Origin of the sequence: Rhodopila sp., from assembly GCF_965277165.1 — a bacterium.
Taxonomy (GTDB): domain Bacteria; phylum Pseudomonadota; class Alphaproteobacteria; order Acetobacterales; family Acetobacteraceae; genus Rhodopila.
In genome coordinates, this window is sequence record NZ_CBDICE010000006.1 from 1,906,082 (window position 1) to 1,925,240 (window position 19,159).

A 19,159-nucleotide genomic window follows, 5' to 3' on the forward strand; every position below is an offset into this window, starting at 1 on the left:
TTGGCGAGTCAAATGGTTGGACCGCCGACATTGTCGGCTCGCCCCTATGCGGCAACGGTCACGACGGACTGCCCATGATCTTGTCGAGCGTGAGCCGCTGGGAGCGGTTGGCACGCGTCCAGCGGTTTCGACCGCCCTCGGCGGGTTGAGCGAAAGGATAAGACCGCATGTCCGCAGTATTGATTTGAAGTGGCTCGCCCCGCGGTGTGCAATGCGCGAGGGTTGCTAAGCTTGTCCTCATACGCTCATTATATGTAATCCAAGCTGCCCGGAAGTGTCGGGATCTCTCGTGGGTCCGATGTGTTGCTGCAACGTTTTCGGTTGATCGACCAAGGACGGCCGACCAGTTTGAGGAAGTCTGCAACGGTGAAAGGGTGTCCCAGTTCGCATGCTGCGGCGATGATCGCGTCTCTATAGAGCGCTTCGCTATCGAAGAGCAGGCCATCCATATCGAAAATGACCGCAGCAGGAAGTTTGTTCAAATCTTAAACAAGGCATGATTCTGATCCGAGGTCGCTCACCCCCTCCAATTTCGCCCTCTTTCCCCGCTGCTTGGTTGATGTCGGCTTCTCACATCCAAAGAGCCTGACTCGAAATCACCCTGCCGCCTCGTAGTCGCGGGCGACCCCGCGGATGAGCAGGAAAGCACATCGATAGCATGAACCAAGCGTGTGATGAGGTGATCAATGTCTCGAAATCCTTTGCGAGGCGACGGGCTCGGTTGACCCAGCCGAATGTCCGCTCGACGATCCAACGCTTCGGCAGCACGATAAACCGCTTGACCTCGCGATCGGTGTTGATGCGCCGAATCGACGAGTTGTATGTATCCCTCCGGTGAACGCCGCCTTGCGGTATTGAATCTGGCTGCTGATCCTAAGGGCGCTTTTACGAGCGCCGCAAAGGACGGAGGCAGGTTGCAGGATGGAGATCATCACCGGTGTTGAACGGCGGCGTCGGTGGCGAGCCGAGGACAAGCTTCGGATCGTGGCTGAGTTGGAGCAACCCGGCACCTGCTTTGCCGAAGTAGCGCGACGACACGAGGTCAGCCGGGGCCTGTTGTGGAATTGGCGACGCCAGGTGCGTGGTGGCACGCTGAGATCTGACACAGACCTGCAGTTCCTGCCGATTCAGGTGATGAGCGACGCGGCTGCGCCGGAGCCAACGCCTTCAAGCAGACCATCGTATCGGCAGCAGGCCGTTGCCGACGCCGCGATCGAGATCACCCTTCTGGACGGCACGACGCTTCGAGTGGGACGGAATGTCGGCACATCGGCGCTGCGCCGCGTGCTGGGCGCATTGCGCGGATGATCCCGGTCCCATCGGGGGTAAGGGTCTGGCTGGCGACCGGGACGACCGACATGCGCCGCGGCATGAACGGCCTGGCTTTGCAGGTCCAGCAGGCGCTGCAGCGCGACCCGCATATGGGCGACATTTACTGCTTCCGCGGCAAGCGCGGAGATCTTTTGAAGATTCTTTGGCATGACGGTCTCGGCATGTCGCTCTATGCGAAGCGGTTGGAACGCGGGCGGTTCATCTGGCCATCACCGACGGATGGGGTCGTTTCCATTACAGCGGCGCAGCTCGGTTATATGCTCGAAGGGATCGATTGGAGAAATCCGCAACGAACTTGGCGACCAGAACTGGCTGGATAATGAGTTTGGCCGTCACGTCGTTTTTCTGAAAATTCTGCGTGCATGACTACGGGCGAGTGTGATTCGCTCGTCACGTGAACACCACCTCCGACAGCCTTCCCGACGACGTCGACGCGCTCAAGGCGGCGCTGCTCGCTGAGCGTGCGGCACGGCGCGAGTTCGAGGCCCGCGCTTCTGGCGCAGAGGCGATGGTTGCACATCTGAGGCTGCTGATTGCCAAGATGAAGCGCGATCGGTTTGGCGCCTCGGCGGAACGTGGTCGCAAACTGCTCGACCAGTTGGAGATGCAACTCGAGGAACTCGAAACGGCCGCAGCCGAGGACGAAGTCGCTGCCGCCACCGCGGCGCCCAACAATACGACGGTGCGTCCGTTCGCCCGTTCCAAGCCGGTGCGGGCACCGCTACCGGCGCATTTGCCGCGCGAGCGCGTCGTGTTGCCAGCACCGACGAACTGCCCGTGCTGCGGCGGCACGCTCTCCAAACTTGGGGAGACGATCACCGAGACGCTGGAGAGCATTCCGCGCAGCTACAAGGTGATCCAGACGGTACGGGAGAAATTCTCCTGCCGGTCCTGCGAGACGATCACGCAGCCGCCGGCGCCGTTCCATGTCATCGCCCGCGGCCGCGCCGGTCCGGACCTGCTGGCGACGATCATGCACGCCAGTTCGGCGAGCATCAGCCGTTGAACCGCCAGAGCGAGCGCTTCTTTCGCGAGGGGATCGATCTCAGCGTTTCCACGCTTGCTGACTGGGTGGGCGCTTGCACGACAGGTCTCTCGCCTCTGGTGACGCTGATCGAAGCCCACGTGCTCGCTGCCGATCGGTTGCACGGTGACGAGACCACGGTGCCGGTGCTGGCCAAGGACAAGACCATCACCGGGCGATTATGGACCTATGTGCGTGACGATAAGCCGTTCGGCGGTCCGGCGCCGCCGGCGGCGATCTTCCACTACTCGCGCGACCGCACCGGCGAGCATCCGTGCCGGCATCTCAAAGGTTACGCGGGGATCCTGCAAGCCGATGCTTATGCCGGGTTCAACGAGCTCTACCACCACGCACGCAAACCCGGTCCGATCCGTGAGGCTGGGTGTTGGGCGCACGGGCGACGTAAGCTGTTCGTGCTGGCCGATGTTGCCAAGGCGCCGCTCGCGATCGAGGCGGTGCGCCGGATCGATGCGATCTTCGACGTCGAGCGCGACATCAACGGACTGCCCGCCACTCAGCGGCAGGCATTGCGCCAGGTCCGCGCCGCACCTTTGGTTACCAGCCTGGAGACCTGGATGCGCGGCGAACGTGGTAGACTGTCGCGGCACGCCGACGTCGCGAAGGCGATGGACTACATGCTGAAGCGCTGGGATGTGTTCACGCGATTCTTGAATGACGGTCGGATTTGTCTGACGAACAACGCCGCCGAGCGCGCGTTGCGCGGCATTGCCCTGGGCCGAAAAGCATGGCTTTTTGCCGGTTCCGATCGGGGCGGCGAAAGGGCGGCGGCCATGTACTCGCTGATCATCACGGCAAAACTGAACGACATCGATCCGCGCGCCTGGCTTGCCGACGTGCTTGCCCGCATCAGCGATCATCCGGCCTCTCGGTTACACGAACTGCTGCCCTGGCAATGGGCCCAGGCCAAGCGGGTTGCCCTCGCGGCCTGACGATGGCGGCACCGAGCTACGTCTCCACCATAGCCCGCGTCGCCAAGCTGCTCGGTGAACCCGAGGAGCTACTTCAGGACATCGCCATGGACATGGAGCCGGAAGATGGTTGCCTCTCCGTCTTGGGCCTCGGTGACGTATCGACCGTCGCCTTTACACCGCAGGGTGTCGAAAACCTCAAAGAGCTTCTCGCCGACCGTAAAAACTGAGCCGTAGCCGCGATCCGCCGCCCAGCCGATCCGCCGTCGCACTTCACCGCGGCATTCGGCGGATGCTTACAGTTGTATTTAGCGACGCCGTTCTACGGTGCTTGCCGCATGGTAGCGGTGCTGCGGCGGGATTGTTGGACGGTAAACCGCAAGCGGGTGCGACGTCTGATGCGCGTGATGCGGATCGAGGCGAACTACCAGAACCCGAACACCAGCCGCCGTCACCGGATCATGTTGTTTACCCCTACCTTTTGCGCGGTCTGGCGATTGATCGGCCGAACCAGGTGTGGTGCGCCGATATCACCTACATCCCGTTGGCGAAGGGGTTTGTGTATCTGGTCGCGGTGGGTGCGGCAGACGCCTTCCGGCACATCGACCCGCTCCGCGGCCCGATGGACTGGTTCAGCCGTCGGGTTCTCGCCTGGTGTTTGTCGACCGGCATGGACACCGAGTTCTGTGTCGAGGCCTTGCAGGAGGCGCTGGATCGGCATGGTTCGCCCGAAATTTTCAACTCCAATCAGGGGTGCAGTTCACCAGTCCCGCGTTCACCGGCGCGCTGGCGGCCAGCGGTGTGCGCATCAGCATGGATGGCAAAGGCCGTTACCCCCACAACATCTTCATCGAGCGGCTATGGCGCAGCCTGGAGTACGAGGACGTGCACATCAAGACCTACGCCTCGGTCCCTGAAGCGCGCCGTAGCAATCGGCGGCTGGCTGAGCCTCTACAACGACAAGCGCCTGCATCAGGCACTGGGTTATCGAACCCCATGCGATGTGTTCGGGGCGCGGCCGGTGACCTATGGATATGTGGACAACGCCTGCGCGTTGACCACACCCCCACAGGCCCAACGTCAACAGCAAGGAAGGGATTCAATCGAATTGGAAAAGAAGCGATAATTTCGTTGCCCCCGCGCGCGGGTAGGGGGAATTGGAACTGGCAGGAGTCTCTCTTAACTCACCCGGATTACTGTCCAGGGAATGGGGTCTACCTCAAACCCATCAGCACATTTCGTTTAAGGAATCTTGAGGGCGTGCTCGAGACGCAGCGGCAACATATCGCGCATAAGAACCCGGAGCCGGATCGGTACGTGAGGCGGTCCGATCGGCGGTGATGCACGGATTCTTTGGCAGCCCTGTTGCCGCGCGATCTCGCGCACCGCCCGCCGTTCTGCTATCAAACGAGGGTTAGTGCTTCGTGGGCATTGAGGTTACCGATGAGGAGGGTTGATTCAGGTCCCGACCCGAATTGGGCGGTGATTCCGTAATTGCCGCCAATGATGTTTACCTTGCCGCCGGTCACTGTCGTCAGGCTCGTCCCGGCGGGATTATGAGTGATGCTCGTCAGGTCTTTGGCCGTGATATCAACAGCCGCGCTTGGGTCGTAGCCATACCCAAAGATACTGGTCACCCCAGACACGCCGCCGGGCTGCAGAATTACGGTCGGCGAAGAGTTTGTCGTTAGATCATAGATGGTCTCATTCTTATCCGTCGCATTGAGGATGACGCCTACCTCCGTATTGGCGGCGATCATGAGGACACGGCTCGTCGAATTGTCATTAAGCGTGAGGCCGACGTTGCCGTTGAGCAGGAAAATGCTGTTATCCTCGTAAGTTTCGGTGACGAATCCCGGCTCCGAAAAGCTATTGAACTCACCCATCTCTTTCCTCCATATCGGTTGATGCACGGCCAGCGGGAATGCAGCCACTGCGCCGCGCTACGGTACCCGCCGCATCGAGCTTGCCGCAAAGATCGTCAGCGCGTTGTTCGGCCCGTTCCGCCCGAGTATGGTTGCACCTCCGCCAGTTAGCCGAAGCCACGCTTGAGCCAAAGGTCATTGGCGTAAACCTCCGAGCACGATTTGCCCGCTGATGTTGTGGGAGGCTTCCGAAGCCAGCCCAAGCGGGTGGCCCAAACCCAGAGTGGCGCAACACCACTAACTCAGAACGATCTAACAATGGAGGGTAGCGCGTCCGTATCTCTAGTAAGAAATGCAGGCAGGCCTGTTGCATCGGAAAGTGCTCAGTCGGCGCCATCCGCCTTACTAAGCCCGCTGCCATACATTATCACCTTCGAGCAAAGCAAAACCGCAGCGCTCAATTTCCTCAGTGATATCCGTTGGCATCTCTGCGCCGGCAGCCAACGAGATTAAAGATCCAAGGTCATCCCAGGGGCCATCCTCTTTAGGGAGGTTGGCCCCGGTTGGGTCGATCGTAAGCCCACATAGTGTAAACGTCTGCTTTGATCGAAATGTATGTAGTTTCATCAACTCGCTATAGCATCCCGTTACCAACGTTGCGAGCTTCATCGGTAAAATGCTTGCCAAAATTTCGAAAATTGCCGACGTATCACAACGCGCGACGACCCTACGCCCTTCTTCTCCGCCATTTGCATTGGCCCGCAGCCGTGATGTTCCATCTGTAGTGATTGAATCCTGTCCCAATTCTCACGAATCCCCTCATTTTGTTGACGCCGGGGTAGGCGCGATTCGCTCGGGTTGTGTAGCTGCTTTGACCCATGTCGGATGGGAGCGTCGAAGTGGCTGCGGTGTATCATTCTCGTCGGCGTTTGGAGGATGTGCGTGGGTTTATCGGCGGGCTGTATGGTCATGACCTGCATGCCAAACGGGTCGACGCGCTAGCGGGGGCCACACTCGGTGTGATGGCGGGCGCGTCGCTGGCGGTGGCGATGATCGGCCAAGCGCTGGCGCAGGCGCGCGGGTTGGTCACCAAGCATGCGGTCAAGCAGGTGGACCGGCTGATGAGCAACGCGGGCATCGACGTGTGGGACAGCTTTGCGCGCTGGGTCCCGCAGCAGGTGGGCAGCCTGACGAACATCCTGGTCGCGATGGACTGGACCGACTTTGACCATGATGGCCAATCGACGCTGGTGCTGAGCTTGGTGACGGGCCACGGCCGGGCTGCTCCGCTGCTGTGGCTGACCGTTTGGAAAGAAGAGATCGCAACCCGACGCAACGACTATGAGGACGCTTGCCTGCGGCGTCTCGCCGACCTCGTGCCGCCAGCATGCCGGGTGACGATCCTGGCCGATCGCGGCTTCGGCGACCACAAGCTGTTCGCCTTCCTTGGCGAACTGGGCTTTGGTTATGTCATCCGCTTCCGCGGCAACATCCTGGTCGCCGCCACCGATGGTGAGACGAAGCCTGCGGCTGAATGGGTGGGCAAGAACGGGCGTGCCCGCAAGCTGCGCGAGGCTCGTGTGACGGCGCAGGGTCGCAGGGTCGGCGCTGTTGTCTGCGTGCATGCGAAGGGCATGAAGGAGCCTTGGTGCCTGGCCGCGAGCGATCCGGAGGCGACAGCGGCGGTTCTGGTGAACCACTACTCCAAACGCTGGACGATCGAGCCGGCGTTCCGCGACACCAAGGACCTGCGGTTCGGCATGGGGCTGTCGTCCACTCGCATCGGCGAACCCACAAGGCGAGACCGCCTGTTGCTGGTCAGCGCATTCGCCGTGGCGCTGTTGACCTTGCTTGGCAGGGTCGGCGAGAGCCTGGGCATGGACCGGCTGCTGAAATCCAACACCAGCAAGACCCGCAGCCATTCGCTGTTCCGCCAGGGCTGCATGCTCTACGAACTGATCCCCAATATGCCAGAGCACAGGCTCGCCCCACTCATCGCCAGCTTCGCGCAAGCTCTCTCACAGGCGACCGAGTTCGCCGGCGCGTTTGCCGTTACCTATATGAGGGGATGATTGAGGTCCCAATTTAGACCTCAACCAATTGTTAACCAGTCGGCTAGCACATTCGGCTCTGCACATCAGATTTGCGGAGGAATTTGTCAGATGACCCAGGTAATCCACTTCACCTCAGCGAAGGGCAGCTCTTGGCCGTTGAAGCCGGCTGGGCTCGGCGATGTGGTCTGCATGCTCTCCGACGGGCTTGGTCCCGAGTGGGACATCGACCAGGTAATTAACTGCGATGGTGGCCTAACAATTATCGTATCCTCAAGCTGTGACCCAGACGCCATGCCGACCTTCGTCCTTTTTGAGCAAGGCAACGGAATCTGCTTGGGAACCCTTGAACACGACGAATGGCGAACCGAGCGAAGCCCCCAGAGTCTAGTGTGCTCGGTCACTGCAGTGGTTGCTAAAGCGAAAGTCGCCTCGAAACGAGATCATTCGGTATCACGTGTCCGACGATCACGGCTGACACCAAACGAGCACTTCTGAAACGCAAATTGCATTGTTATGAAGCGAGTCCGGCACCAGCAATTGGAAAGGTCGTTCCGGCCGATCAAACACCTGACGCCGGAGCTCCGGCGCAGAGCTGATCGGGCTAGGGCCCGCAGAATACCCTGTTTCGCCGACCCGCCAGTCTTTGAATTGCAAACGGAATGCAAGCTCGGCTACTTTAAGCTCTTACAAGGGGTCTATCATCCGTGACTGGGCCAAACCTTCCGAGCAATACGATCAGTCTAATTGATGGCGCCAGCCAGGTATCAAGTCCGGAGCGACTATCTGGTCCGGAGCTTGCGTCGTGGACTCTCTGGGCTGGATCCTTCTTGGCGGACCAAGCCTGTTACGTGAGTGGTGTGCTTGTCGCCACCACGAAGGGAGTGGTGCAGGCAGAAAAGCTGACCGCGGGCGACGTTGTCTTTACCCCCCTTGGTAGTAGAACCGTAAAGTTTAACGTTCAGTGGAGCCCAGTTGAACTGCATGCCGAGCGAACTGCGCCGGTTTGCTTACTCCGAGAGGCGATTGCCCCGAGTTTGCCGGGTACAGACTTGTTAGTAGCACCTTGGCATTGCTTGTGGGTTCGAAACCGCCTAGTACCAGCAACTCTCCTCATAAATTGCCTTACAGTGCGGCGTGGTCCTGTTGAGGCTGTTGTTTACAGCCAGGTTCAGTTTGAACAACGAACGCAAGGGCAATTGGCCCTCGGTTCTGATCGCGTGGCGCCAATCTGGAGAACGCTGGCAAATCGCGCGAAGCGCCTCGGCTACATTAGAACATCAGATAATGAAGAGCTGAATCGTGACGTGCGGCTCGTCATCAATGGAAAGTCGACCAACTCGATTGAAGTTTCCGGCAATGCGTGGAAATTCATCCTGCCACCGGGCCATAAAGTTGCCCAGTTGACATCATCGGGAAACGCAGCAGTCGTGGAAATTGTAACGATCACCCAGAATACTTATCAGGTTATCTCCGCCGACCATCCAAGCTTGACGCAGGGGTGGGGGGATTGCGAATGCGATGATCAAGTAATGTGGCGGCACGTATTAGGTTTTGCCCAACTGCCTATAAGCCACATCGTCGATAGCGGGGTAGTCATAGTTTATTTGAAAACGTAGCGCCCTAATTGCGCTGCAAAACAACCTGCGATGGCTGAATGCACATCGTCCCAAGGGAGTCCACGGCGGCCAAATTTAGCGCAGCAAAAGGAGTCTTCATGGGCTCCACCTATTTTATTAGGTCCTTTTTACGAAAAATATAATCTAGGTAACCACGGCGCAGGCGACGATCAGCCCACACGTAATCAGTTCCTCAGTTCCAGCATCGTGTCGACTTGAACCAATCGAGTGTGGCGGGCGATCGCAATGCCTGCGGCGTACGACGTGCGGTCTTATCATAGCGGGTGGCGATGGCACGGCGTGTGTTGAGACGCGACCAGTAGCGCTCGATCGTAAGCGGTGCTGGAGGGTTGCCAGGCTTCAGGGGTTTTGTTGGATAGCGGATAGAGACATATTGGGCACCGCGGTCGCTATGGTGGACCAGGCCGCCGCCCCTGATTTGCAGACTGCACAGCCGGGGCAACACTCTGCGCCATTGTCGATTCGAATGCGGCACAGACCCTAAACGAAGTTCGAGTGGTTTAGCGAGGTCACATCTTGGAACGTAACCTTCGTACCATCTCTCAATCCGATTGTAACAGATCCGTCCTTGAATGTCTGCTGCGCCAGAGTTTGGTCGACAGCTCCTCTTCCATATCCATCCAGATGGATTTTGATCAACGCAGGATTGAAGATCCCCCCCAACCAACTCGGTTCCTCCGGCTTCGTGGTTGGTGAACTCGAACACTTGCTCCCCGTATCCAGCTGTCACAGTCGCATCGCCGGAACCCCCAACAAAGGTGTCGGCGCCCCCGCCGCCGATCAAAACATCCTTGCCCAAGCCGGCCTGAATGGTGTCGCCGCCCGAAGCAAACGCCGACGAAAGTGTCTCGTTGCCTGAATCCGCGATGAGCGACTGATGCTCCCCACCATAGGCGAAGAGCTGATCGTTATTTCCGGCGCCAATGAGGGTGCCGACCCCGCGAATAAGAAGTTGTTGCCATCCGATCCGCCAACAATTAGTTGCTTGCCGGTTTGTCGGGCGGACCCCAGATAGGTGTCACTGCCGCTGCCGCCGAGAATCGTCGCACCGCCCGACCCGCCGATGAAGAGCAGATCACTGGCGTTGCCTTTCACGAAGTCACTTTGCGCTCTGCCCGCATTGATGGTTTCATGACCTGACGCGCTCACAACCGTATCCTTGCCGGTCGAGGTGACAAGATCGTCGCCTTTCCCCAGCAAGATCGAATTGGCACCTCCACCGGCCTCAATTGTAGCACTCACCTCACCTAGAGCAGCGATGATGTCGTTGCCGCCATCCGTGTGCAGTGACCAGTTGCCAAACCCGCCAACGGAGACTCTGTTGTCTCCGCCGCCCGCTACTACCGATCCGGATCCAGAATTTGCCAGGAATGTCAGATCAGTCTTTACGTCCGATAAAATTATTTCATTCGCTGCGCCAGAACTCAACACTGCCGCGGGTCCGGACTTAGTTACAAGGTCGATGCTGTAATCAGGTGGCATGGCCACAAAATTGGACGTGGCCTGAACCAATGCACGGCTGGCGCCAGCCGGAATCGACTGTGGCGCCCCGCTTGTGTCGTATTTGATGCTGATGGTGGCCGCCGCGATACCGGCATTGATATGCGTGACAAGCTGCTGCGCCAATTCGAGATTTCTAGTCGAGCCAAAACCAAGGGTTGTCGTCTGATCGCCACTGCCCTTAACCGTTACATAAGAAGCCACACCAGCCACCCTTCGCGAAGCGCTCGCTAGCCCAATGCAGACAACTCCTCCTTGTCACGCCAGCGTATGTTTTGCAACTACAAAACTATTATTCTGACGACAATGGAAGGCTGACTTCCTGCGCAGGCTCGTCCGCCGCGGCTTGCCCGACGTCAAACTGGTGGTCATAGGCTCATATATTATATCATACCAACTGCGGGTGAAGACGACTCCAAACCCCGCTGCATTTCCGACGACCGCGAGAGTACGATTCGCTTCCGCTACGGGCGGCGATTCGCCGCCTTGGAGGACGCTGTCAACGCCGGTCGAAAACTGACCCGCAGGGGCGCACTCCAGGGGTGGGTCAGTTTTCCAGCGGTGGCGACAGCTTCCGTCCGAGACACGAATTTCCGGCGAGAGCTGCATTCGAGCGTCGGGAAGAAGCTCTCGCACATGGCATTGTCGTAGGCGTCACCGACCGACCCCATGGAGGGCCAAACGCCGACCTCGCGGCAGCGATCGCCAAACGCGAGAGACGTGTATTGGCTTCCCTGGTCCGAATGATGAATGACATCGTGTGGTCGCCTTTGCCCCACCGCTATTTCCAGTGCGGCGAGCACGAATTCCGTGCGCGGTCGTGGCCGTTGCTGGCCCTAGTCTTGTGAGTAGGCTCGAGACACAAAAACACCGCCTCTGCGTATTCTGTCTAGGACCGTTTTTGCCCCACCATAAACGTCGGCGACCGTATCACCATCCCGCATGTCGCGCGGGCCGAGCGGTTTCCACGGCGCAAATGTACGAAGCAGATCACCACCAAACCTGTGGGCGGAAAATCCGGTAACATCATGGTCCGGCTCTGACTGAAAGATGTAAACGCGCATGAGTTTGGTAACCGTTTAAAGATAGGCTCAAAATCGAGTGGTCCAAATCCAGTAACCCAAATAGACGATGGCAGCGTTAATCAGCAGGAAATATACGGTTGGCCGCCACCGAATGACTTTACTTTTCAAAGGCAAACCTTGTTGGACCCCAAACAGGCGCACTCTTTTTAGACTGCGCCTGCCGGATCGGAGACCGATGCACCCGTGGGCGGCACCACAGCCGGCAATGCTCACGCTAACGGCAAGAGGTTAACAATCAGTTATCTGGGCTGCGAACCAGCCTTCACCATCCCTCGAGCACCAAGGTTGCCGACGGCGGCCAGGGTCTTACACGACAAACAGGCGCATCGCCGTGAAGCGTGCGCCTGTAAGGTTCTTGGCGCCCGTGGGCGAAACCACAGCCGGCTACCCGCAGATTAACAGCCGGGTTGTTAATGGCCCTTTAACATAGCTGATGTTACCTGAACGGATTGACTCTGGTAATTCGAATAACGGAGCATCATCCATGCACGCAGAAGAGGTAGCCAAGCTGCGGAACAGCGCTGGAATCTATCGTAGAATGTCGGCCGAAGGTAGTGATGTTCGTTTCCGAATCGCACTGCTTGAATTGGCCGCAGAGTTTGAGCAGGACGCTGCGAGACTTGAAGCAGAAACAGAGGGCCGACCAAGGTTACGGTCGCCGCATCCATCGCGCTCTCAACCCGTTGCCATTTTTCCCAATAGCGCCAGACATGTGCAAGCGGTGCAGCGCCCCAAGGAACCGTTTGCTTAAGGACTCGCGGAGAAATTATCGAATCGCGGCGGCCGTAAGAACGCAGGAATAGAATCGCGAATATGCTGGCCGCGACGCGGTGCCATGCCGCTAGCCTGAGCCGGTGATTGACATTGATGACATCCGGTCGCGTTGGCAGTTGGCCGCCCGGTTTCTCGACGAGCGGGGGCGGCGCTTGTTTGCCGCCAATGAAGCTCTGGCCCAGGGCCTTGGCGGCGTGACCGCAACCGCCCAAGCGACCCGTCTGGCGCGGAGTACCATCAACCGTGGCATCCGCGAGCTTCGGTCCGCGCGCAGCGACATCGACCGGCAGGTGCGCCGTCCGGGCGCCGGGCGCAAGCGTGCGGTGGTGCATCAGCCTGGCCTGCCGGCGGCCTTGGAAGCGCTGATCGAAGCGGCGATTCGCGGTGATCCGGGTGGCTCTGACGCAATGTTGGTGCTGAGATCGGCCACAGCTACACAGTCCCGATAAGACGGGCTCGCAGCAGGTCGAGATTGGCGCGCCCATACATCTGCCGCTTCACCAGTTTGAGCTTTGTGTTCTGCCCTTCGGTCTGACCGTTTGACCATGGTTCGGTCAATGCCGCTTTCACCGCCGCCTGGTCCTGAGCGATGCCTGATGCGAACGAGGCCATCAGGCCAAGCCGTGCATCCCCCAGCCATTCATCCAGACGTTTGTCTTTTCGGTGCTGGATCAGGCGATGGAAGCGATCGAGCAGATCTCGTGCCGACGTCAGATCCGGCACAGCCACTCCGATTATCGCGACTGTCCCGGCGACAGCTTTCGACAGCGTGTCGCGCTCCATTGTCATCATGCGGGCGATGCGGCGGGCAGACGGTGTCTTGCTGGGCCGCTTTTCCCGAGTAGCCGTTCCCTTGTCCTTTCACTTCCGCGTCGCCCATTCGGTAACGACACGCAGGCTGCCGGTAAAACCTATGGCTTTCATGGCGCGCCACAGTGCGGCACCGTTCTGGCTGCCATCGGTCCATGCCGTCTCAAGCTGCGTCAGAAACGGATCGAGTGAGCTCATCCGGCTGCGGAATATATCGGCGCGCCCACCCCGAACCACCTGGCGAACGAGCCCGCGTGATTTGTCGGTTCGCCGCATGATCTGTTTGATGGCCACGCCCCGAACCGAGAGCGCCAGGATCTCAGCATTCTCTGCCTCGCGGCGAAGCCACCCGGTATGCTGGCGCTGTTCAGCGGCGGTTAAAGCCTCCGGATCGAGGATGCCTGCACCGACGGCTTTGCGGATCGTGGTCATCGACCGTTGCACTGCGGTGAGGAAGGCAGCGCTGGCGTTTTCCATCAGGTGCCACCGGTCAGCGACCTGAACGGCGTCAGGACGGCCCTCCGCGGCGGCCTGCCTGTAACTGGCGCCTCGATCCCGCGCGATGATGGTGATCGACGGACGATCAGCCAGCCATGCCGTCGCCGTTGCGGCTTCCCGATCAGGCAGAATGTCGATGATACGCCGCCGTTCCAGGTCGCAGATGATCGTCCCGTAGCGGTGACCGCGCTTCCAGGCAAAGTCATCGATACCGATTACCCGCGGTTCTTCGCGGGGTTGGACGGCACGGCGTCGTACGACGCGGAGCAAGGTGTCGTTGCTCACGGGAAGCAGCAGACGTCGCGCGAAGTTCTGTCCTGGCCGTCCGCCCAACGCCAGGCCGAGATGATGCACGATTCCATCGAGGCGCATTGTGCGGCGTGCGAACGGGCCACCCACCGTGCTCTCAAATCGTTCGGCGAAGATCCGCTGACGGCAATCGGCATCGATACAGCGGAACCGGCGGGCGCAGACGGTCAACACAACACGCCGTCCCTGCGATGGAAGATCGGTCAATGTTCGCCGATAGCGGCTGTGGATACGGGCGGATACGGCGCCGCAGACCGGGCATGCGGCGGTCGTGCTGACTGGCGTTGCAGCAATCCGCAGTGTGTCGGCCTCTGTTTCGATACTCTCAATGGCGAGGCCGCACGGAGCAAGCGTGATTCCAAGACCCATAATGGCGTTTCCCGACCGATTCGCTGCTCACGGTCAGGGCAAATTGCATCAGCATTGAGTCTGAGCCCCTTTTGCATGCCGATCGGGGGGCCTTTTTGCGTACGTTGAGTAATCGCGGGTGTCTGTCCTGCGTATGACACGAGGTCCGGTAAGCTCGGCCTTGGTATCACCCAGCAGGAGAGCAGCCGTGAAGCAGTATGTCGGATTGGACGTGTCGCAGAAGGAGACAGCGGTGTGCGTCGTGGATCAGGACGGCAAGGTGCTGTTCGAGGGCAAGGCTCCATCGAACCCCGGTGCGCTTGCTCAGATCATCCGCAAACGTGCACCTGACGCGGAGCGGATCGGCTTCGAGACGCAGTGGCCCGAAAGATCGCCGTGATCCTGCATTGCATCTGGACGGATGGCACCGGCTTCGAATGGGGCACGGAGAAGAAAGCGGCTTAACAGGAAAGCAGAGATCCGGCCCGCGGGTATCCGCAGCGTCGGTCGTTGTCCCTGCCGGGACGGTGGTGTTGGTGACCTCGGTCAATCGGCTGAAGACGAGTTCCTCGGACTTCGCTGCGTACGTTGAGGCGCCCACCCCCGAACACAATCATGAGGCGTAGACCTCGGAAAGGACCCTGACCCCGGCAAGGCAGTGTTACCGGAGTTGACAGACACCCACGATTAAAGGGCCGATTGACACGCCTGCTGGTTCCAAAGCGTGAAGGCGCCGGGAATGACCTCTACGCCATAGCCCTTGGGCCAATGGTTGTAGCTGCGTGCGTCCGCAGCCACGATGTCAATGTTGTGAGCCTCGACGTGACCACCGCGCACCCGGTCACGCGCCAACAACTGCACCACGCCCGTGATGGTCAAGTCGCGCAGCACAAGCCGACCCAGTTGCTCAACCGCGGTATCATTAAAAGCAGCGTATCTGTCCGGGTCAGCAACCAACTGCAGGCTTTCGACCCGGTTACGGCGTTGTCGACGCTGCAATCGTCGCTGGCGCTGACGTCGTTGTGCGGGGCGGCCCGTTCAAGGAGCGGCCGCTGGCGAAGGGCGCCTTCTACCGTCCGACGTTGCTGGAGATCGGTGACCGTTCGATGCCGATCGCGCAGGACGAGGTCCTCGGCCCGGTCCTGGTCATGCAAGCCTTCGATACGGAAGCGGAAGCCGTCGCGTTAGCCAACAACTCCGAGTACGGCTTGGCGGCATCGGTCTGGTCGACGAATGTGGACCGCCCGCTTCGAATTGCCCGGCAGATTGATGCGGGCACGGTCTGGATCAACAACTGGGCCATCATCTACGACGAGACCGAAGAAGGCGGCTACAAACAGAGCGGCCTTGGACGATTGAACGGCGTGTCCGCTATCGACGACTTCGTTGAGTACAGGACCATCATCCACGAAATCGATCTGCAAGCGACCCGACAATGACCTTCGCCTGGCGCATTGCGTATTGGCAAAGCGAAATGACTGTAACTCCTTCAGGCGGCATCTGGGTACTACTTACTTAATCAGAACAAAAGAAAATCACACATCATGAATACTGCAATCATCGGCCTGGGAAACATCGGGTCCCGCCTGGCAAAAAACCTGACTGCTGGTGGCGAAGGCATCATCATCGCCGACAAGTCCCTGGCGAAGGCGGAGAAACTTGCCGGCGAGCTGGGCAGCAACGCCAAATCGATGTCGAGCCGCAAGGCGTGTCCGGACGGTATCCAAAATGGGCCTGTGGACGAGCAGCCGGCTGCCCGTCATGCAGAACTGTCCGGCAAAGACGGTAAGCGCTTTCTCGACTTTGGGCAGCGCCTTGTCCAGGTCGGCGTCGTCGAACAGCAGAATCGGCGTCTTGCCGCCGAGTTCGCCACCAAAGCGCTTCATGTTCCTAGCCGCCGCCGCCATCATCGCCTGCCCGGTCTTCGAGCTGCCGGTCAGGCTGATAACGGGCACATCGGGAGAGTCGATTACCACCAGCGTCACCATCAGCGGTGCCATGTCCGGGCCGGCCGGGACAACAGTTGAGGTGTATAACGGCTCCAGGCCTCTCGGCGCGACTCTCGGCAGCAACGGCGCCTGGACTTATATCGGGAATTTTACAGCGGGAACGTATAGCATTAACGCCAGGGCGACGGATCTCGCCGGCAATGTCGGCAGATCGTCAAATCTGGTCCTTACCGTCATGAATCCGGCCTCGGCCGACCCGGATACAGTGGTGCTGAATCTGTCAGAGGATGCCTATCTTGGCAACGCGCAGTTCACGGTCGCCGTCGATGGCGAGCAGGTCGGCGGCATCGGCACGGTGACGGCGTTGCACGGATCCGGTCAGACAGCGGCGTTTACCTTTAACGGCAATTTCAGCGCGGGTTCGCACATCGTCGCGGTCGATTTCCTGAACGATGAATATGCCAGCACGCCGCAGACCGATCGCAACCTCTACGTTAACTCGATCACGCTCGACGGGGCGACCACGGTTGAGACCGCGGTGCAGTACTCAAAGGGCATCGCAAATTACGCGATCGTCAGGCCGGCTGCGCCCGATACGCTGACTCTCAGCCTGTCGGAAGATGCCTGTCAAGGAAATGCCGATTTAACCGTTAGCGTCGATGGGAAGCGGTTCGGTGGCACGCAAAGCATCACCGCCTTGCATGGCCAGGGGCAGAGCGAGGATCTCACCTTCGAGGGTACCTTCGGCGCCGGCCCGCACACGGTCGCGATCGACTTCCTGAACGACCTATGGGGCGGCCCGAACACAACTAACGAGGACCGCAACCTGTATGTGAACGCCATCACCCTCGACGGGGTGACCACGCCGCAGAATGCCGCGCAGATGTCGCAGGGCACGGCGAGCTATACCGTCGTCACGCCCGCGCAGCCCACCGATACGCTGGTGCTGAACTTGTCGGAGGACGCGTATCTCGGCAATGCGCAGTTCACGGTCACCGTCGACGGCAAGCAGGTTGGCGGCGCGGAGACGCTGACCGCCCTGCATGAAGAGGGCCAGACCCAGGACTTTACCTTCACGGGTAGCTTCGGCGCCGGCCCGCACACGGTCGCGCTTGATTTCCTGAACGATGCCTATGCCGGCACGCCGCAGACCGATCGCAACCTCTACGTTAACTCGATCACGCTCGACGGGGCGACCACGGTTGAGAACGCGGTGCAGTACTCAAAGGGCATCGCAACTTACAGCATCTCCACCCCAACCGTGACCGGCGGCACGTCTGGCGACGACACGCTGACCGGAATGAGCTCGACGAACCTGATGGTTGGCAACGGGGGCAGCGACACTTACGTGATGCGGGCGAGCGACAAGACCGATACCATCGTGAACGGCGCCGGAAGCAGCATCACGGCGGCGGGCAAGCTGGAACTACCCTTCAGCCACGGCCAGCTACGGTTCGAACAGTATGGCAACGACCTGGTCGTCGACGTGTTGGGTACCAATCAGCAGACGGTCATCAAAAACTGGTACAATGGCGGTCAGCAACTCGCTGAAATCGTCAGCAGCGACGAGCTGAAGCTCGATACCGGCCTGCCAAACTTGGTGCAGGCAATGGCGACGTAAGCTGAACAGTGGTCACCGGTCGCAGCATCACGGCCTGCGTGGTGCTCGCCTATACCCAGCAAATACCTGAAAAAAAGGAGAATACCATGAAAAAAGCAGGCACAACCGTGCCCGCGCCACGTAGCGCGTTCGTTGTGTTCGGCGCGCTGAACGGCAGCCAATCGGCAAAGGCCGGCTGGTTCGGTCAAAACGACGGTGAGGTTGCCGCAAAACTGGCGGCGAAGGCTGGCTTGATGACTGTCAGGATATCGGGGTCGGCGTTGCCAAAGATGGCGAATCTCGTCGGCGAAGGCGGTATTAGCCCGCGTGGCCGGCTTCGTTTGACAGCCGTCTCCCCTAAAATACTCTCCCACTTGCGCTGGCCGCTGGTTTGAACAGGTCCAGGCCGAGCTCGGCGGATCGCTTGAGAAAATCGGCGCCAGCAGTGGTTTCACGTTTTTGCAAGACCAAGAGACCACTGACATCGAGCATTACACCGGCGGTGAGGGATGGATTTTTGATGGATGGCGGTGGACTTTCCCGGCGCGACAACGCCGGCAACGCCTGGGCGATCTATCGATCGTGATCGACCTTGGTCGTCCCGGGAGGCCGGCCGCTAGTCTCGGTACGCCCTGCATGCTCGTGATGTGGTCGAGTGCCACCCATAATTGGGCCGGTGCCATTGATGCAGCACATGGCTTTTGGCCACCCCCACGAGCGATGACCGGCCTGCTTGGTAGCCGGGTATTCCGCTGGACCGGCAACGCGGCAGGTGATGGTCCAGCTGGGACGCTACCACTGAAAGACGGCGCGTGGTTTTACCTTGTTCGATTGGCGGGGCTAAAGAGCATCGCGACATTACGCACCCATGTTGTGCAGCCGGCACTGGGGTTGCTGGCTGATCAAGACGTCGAAGTCGCCTTCGTTAAGGCGCCTAATGTCATGCGCTTTCTTCAGCAGCAAAACGCCTTCGTTCTCGAAGAATAAGATCGCCGCTAGGGCCGCGCCGCCCTACCAGCACGTCGCAACATAACGGCCACCGCAAAGGGCGAACTCATCGCAAAGCCCGCCCGTTGGCTTGTTGACGTCCCACACCGAAGCAAGGATGGAAATCGATGACAGCACGATCAGAGCGCGTTCGCGCCCTGAATGATAACCTGCGTACTACTGGGCAGGGCGGGGAGATCGTCGCGACCCGCGGTTTGCTTGCACTCGGGCCGGAGACGGTGGCGAAGGCATTTGCCGCGGTGCAGCGGTTCGCCGATTTCACCACCGACAACGACCCACACGGTGAGCATGATTTTGCGGTGCTGCAGCCGTGTGGGCTGCGGGTGATGTTCAAAATCGATTACTACAACGGCACGCTGTCGGGCCATTCGCCTGACCCGGCCGACCCGAAGGTCACGCGCCGCGTGCTGACAATCATGCTCGTCGAAGAATACTGA

General features: G+C 59.7%; 18 protein-coding genes and 4 pseudogenes. 14 read left to right on the forward strand and 8 right to left on the reverse strand.

The features are described from left to right. Nucleotides 1-570 precede the first annotated feature (570 nt). A complete protein-coding gene (locus ACQY4Y_RS20985) occupies nt 571-855 on the reverse strand; it encodes a transposase (protein WP_428493687.1) in 285 nt (94 codons plus the stop codon). Between the two features lie 66 nt (nt 856-921). Here ACQY4Y_RS20985 and tnpA point away from each other — a divergent pair, with 66 nt between their 5' ends. The 5 genes from tnpA to ACQY4Y_RS21010 all read left to right on the forward strand — a co-directional run bounded on the left by tnpA (nt 922) and on the right by ACQY4Y_RS21010 (nt 4,202). Beyond that, nucleotides 922-1,308, forward strand: coding sequence for an IS66-like element accessory protein TnpA (gene tnpA, locus ACQY4Y_RS20990; RefSeq protein ID WP_428492520.1), 387 nt, complete (start codon nt 922-924; stop codon nt 1,306-1,308). Next, complete coding sequence (tnpB, locus tag ACQY4Y_RS20995) at nt 1,305-1,652, forward strand: IS66 family insertion sequence element accessory protein TnpB (RefSeq protein WP_428492521.1); 348 nt, start codon at nt 1,305-1,307, stop codon at nt 1,650-1,652. The genes tnpA and tnpB overlap by 4 nt, the downstream gene beginning before the upstream one ends. A gap of 74 nt (nt 1,653-1,726) precedes the next feature. After that, a protein-coding gene (tnpC, locus tag ACQY4Y_RS21000) for an IS66 family transposase (RefSeq protein WP_428492522.1) occupies nt 1,727-3,306 on the forward strand; the annotation gives its coding sequence in 2 pieces (ribosomal slippage) (nt 1,727-2,309 and nt 2,309-3,306; 1,581 coding nt in all). Between the two features lie 2 nt (nt 3,307-3,308). Continuing rightward, nucleotides 3,309-3,515, forward strand: coding sequence for a hypothetical protein (locus ACQY4Y_RS21005; RefSeq protein ID WP_428492523.1), 207 nt, complete (start codon nt 3,309-3,311; stop codon nt 3,513-3,515). Between the two features lie 108 nt (nt 3,516-3,623). Next, nucleotides 3,624-4,202, forward strand: a complete 579-nt coding sequence (locus ACQY4Y_RS21010) for an IS3 family transposase (protein ID WP_428492524.1) — start codon at nt 3,624-3,626, stop codon at nt 4,200-4,202. Between the two features lie 486 nt (nt 4,203-4,688). On the opposite strand, the gene ACQY4Y_RS21015 is transcribed toward ACQY4Y_RS21010, so the two are convergent. Together ACQY4Y_RS21015 and ACQY4Y_RS21020 are read right to left on the reverse strand one after the other, a co-directional pair. Next, nucleotides 4,689-5,171, reverse strand: coding sequence for a hypothetical protein (locus ACQY4Y_RS21015; protein WP_428492525.1), 483 nt, complete (start codon nt 5,169-5,171; stop codon nt 4,689-4,691). A 384-nt stretch (nt 5,172-5,555) separates the two neighbouring features. After that, nucleotides 5,556-5,954 carry a hypothetical protein gene (locus tag ACQY4Y_RS21020; protein ID WP_428492526.1) on the reverse strand — a complete coding sequence of 133 codons (399 nt, stop codon included), beginning with the start codon at nt 5,952-5,954 and terminating at the stop codon, nt 5,556-5,558. A 104-nt stretch (nt 5,955-6,058) separates the two neighbouring features. Between ACQY4Y_RS21020 and ACQY4Y_RS21025 the strand changes: the two genes are divergently transcribed. Both ACQY4Y_RS21025 and ACQY4Y_RS21030 read left to right on the forward strand, forming a co-directional pair. Beyond that, nucleotides 6,059-7,222, forward strand: a complete 1,164-nt coding sequence (locus ACQY4Y_RS21025) for an IS4 family transposase (protein WP_428493688.1) — start codon at nt 6,059-6,061, stop codon at nt 7,220-7,222. 809 nt (nt 7,223-8,031) lie between these two features. Then, nucleotides 8,032-8,820, forward strand: a complete 789-nt coding sequence (locus ACQY4Y_RS21030; RefSeq protein ID WP_428492527.1) for a Hint domain-containing protein — start codon at nt 8,032-8,034, stop codon at nt 8,818-8,820. A 2,042-nt stretch (nt 8,821-10,862) separates the two neighbouring features. On the opposite strand, the pseudogene ACQY4Y_RS21035 reads toward ACQY4Y_RS21030, so the two are convergent. The 3 genes and pseudogenes from ACQY4Y_RS21035 to ACQY4Y_RS21045 all read right to left on the reverse strand — a co-directional run. Further along, nucleotides 10,863-11,156 (reverse strand): annotated as a pseudogene (locus tag ACQY4Y_RS21035) (DDE-type integrase/transposase/recombinase); the annotation flags it as partial. Nucleotides 11,157-11,836: 680 nt separating this feature from the next. Then, on the reverse strand, nt 11,837-12,532 hold the full coding sequence (locus ACQY4Y_RS21040) for a hypothetical protein (RefSeq protein ID WP_428492528.1): 696 nt from the start codon (nt 12,530-12,532) through the stop codon (nt 11,837-11,839). A 100-nt stretch (nt 12,533-12,632) separates the two neighbouring features. Next, a pseudogene (locus ACQY4Y_RS21045) lies at nt 12,633-14,186 on the reverse strand (ISL3 family transposase). Nucleotides 14,187-14,373: 187 nt separating this feature from the next. Between ACQY4Y_RS21045 and ACQY4Y_RS21050 the strand changes: the two are divergent. Next, complete coding sequence (locus ACQY4Y_RS21050; RefSeq protein WP_428492529.1) at nt 14,374-14,565, forward strand: IS110 family transposase; 192 nt, start codon at nt 14,374-14,376, stop codon at nt 14,563-14,565. Nucleotides 14,566-14,852: 287 nt separating this feature from the next. Here ACQY4Y_RS21050 and ACQY4Y_RS21055 read toward each other — a convergent pair whose 3' ends face one another. Further along, the gene (locus tag ACQY4Y_RS21055; protein WP_428492530.1) at nt 14,853-15,122 is read right to left on the reverse strand and encodes a hypothetical protein; all 270 of its coding nucleotides are present in this window, start codon (nt 15,120-15,122) and stop codon (nt 14,853-14,855) included. Between ACQY4Y_RS21055 and ACQY4Y_RS21060 the strand changes: the two genes are divergently transcribed. Further along, the gene (locus ACQY4Y_RS21060; RefSeq protein WP_428493689.1) at nt 15,101-15,604 is read left to right on the forward strand and encodes an aldehyde dehydrogenase family protein; all 504 of its coding nucleotides are present in this window, start codon (nt 15,101-15,103) and stop codon (nt 15,602-15,604) included. The genes ACQY4Y_RS21055 and ACQY4Y_RS21060 overlap by 22 nt on opposite strands. Before the next feature lie 105 nt (nt 15,605-15,709). Next, nucleotides 15,710-15,817 (forward strand): annotated as a pseudogene (locus ACQY4Y_RS21065) (hypothetical protein); the annotation flags it as partial. A gap of 54 nt (nt 15,818-15,871) precedes the next feature. Here the strand turns inward: ACQY4Y_RS21065 and ACQY4Y_RS21070 are convergent. Continuing rightward, nucleotides 15,872-16,165 (reverse strand): annotated as a pseudogene (locus ACQY4Y_RS21070) (aldehyde dehydrogenase family protein); the annotation flags it as partial. Here ACQY4Y_RS21070 and ACQY4Y_RS21075 point away from each other — a divergent pair. The 4 genes from ACQY4Y_RS21075 (at nt 16,050) to ACQY4Y_RS21090 (ending at nt 19,159) form a co-directional block, all read left to right on the forward strand. Beyond that, nucleotides 16,050-17,735: a carbohydrate-binding domain-containing protein gene (locus ACQY4Y_RS21075; RefSeq protein WP_428492531.1), complete on the forward strand. Its 1,686-nt coding sequence runs from the start codon at nt 16,050-16,052 to the stop codon at nt 17,733-17,735. The pseudogene ACQY4Y_RS21070 and the gene ACQY4Y_RS21075 sit on opposite strands and share 116 nt — an antisense overlap. Before the next feature lie 8 nt (nt 17,736-17,743). Then, entirely contained in the window at nt 17,744-18,109 is a 366-nt protein-coding gene (locus ACQY4Y_RS21080; protein ID WP_428492532.1) for a hypothetical protein, read from the forward strand. 325 nt (nt 18,110-18,434) lie between these two features. Continuing rightward, nucleotides 18,435-18,701, forward strand: a complete 267-nt coding sequence (locus ACQY4Y_RS21085) for a hypothetical protein (RefSeq protein WP_428492533.1) — start codon at nt 18,435-18,437, stop codon at nt 18,699-18,701. 128 nt (nt 18,702-18,829) lie between these two features. Next, nucleotides 18,830-19,159 carry a DUF3768 domain-containing protein gene (locus ACQY4Y_RS21090; protein WP_428492534.1) on the forward strand — a complete coding sequence of 110 codons (330 nt, stop codon included), beginning with the start codon at nt 18,830-18,832 and terminating at the stop codon, nt 19,157-19,159.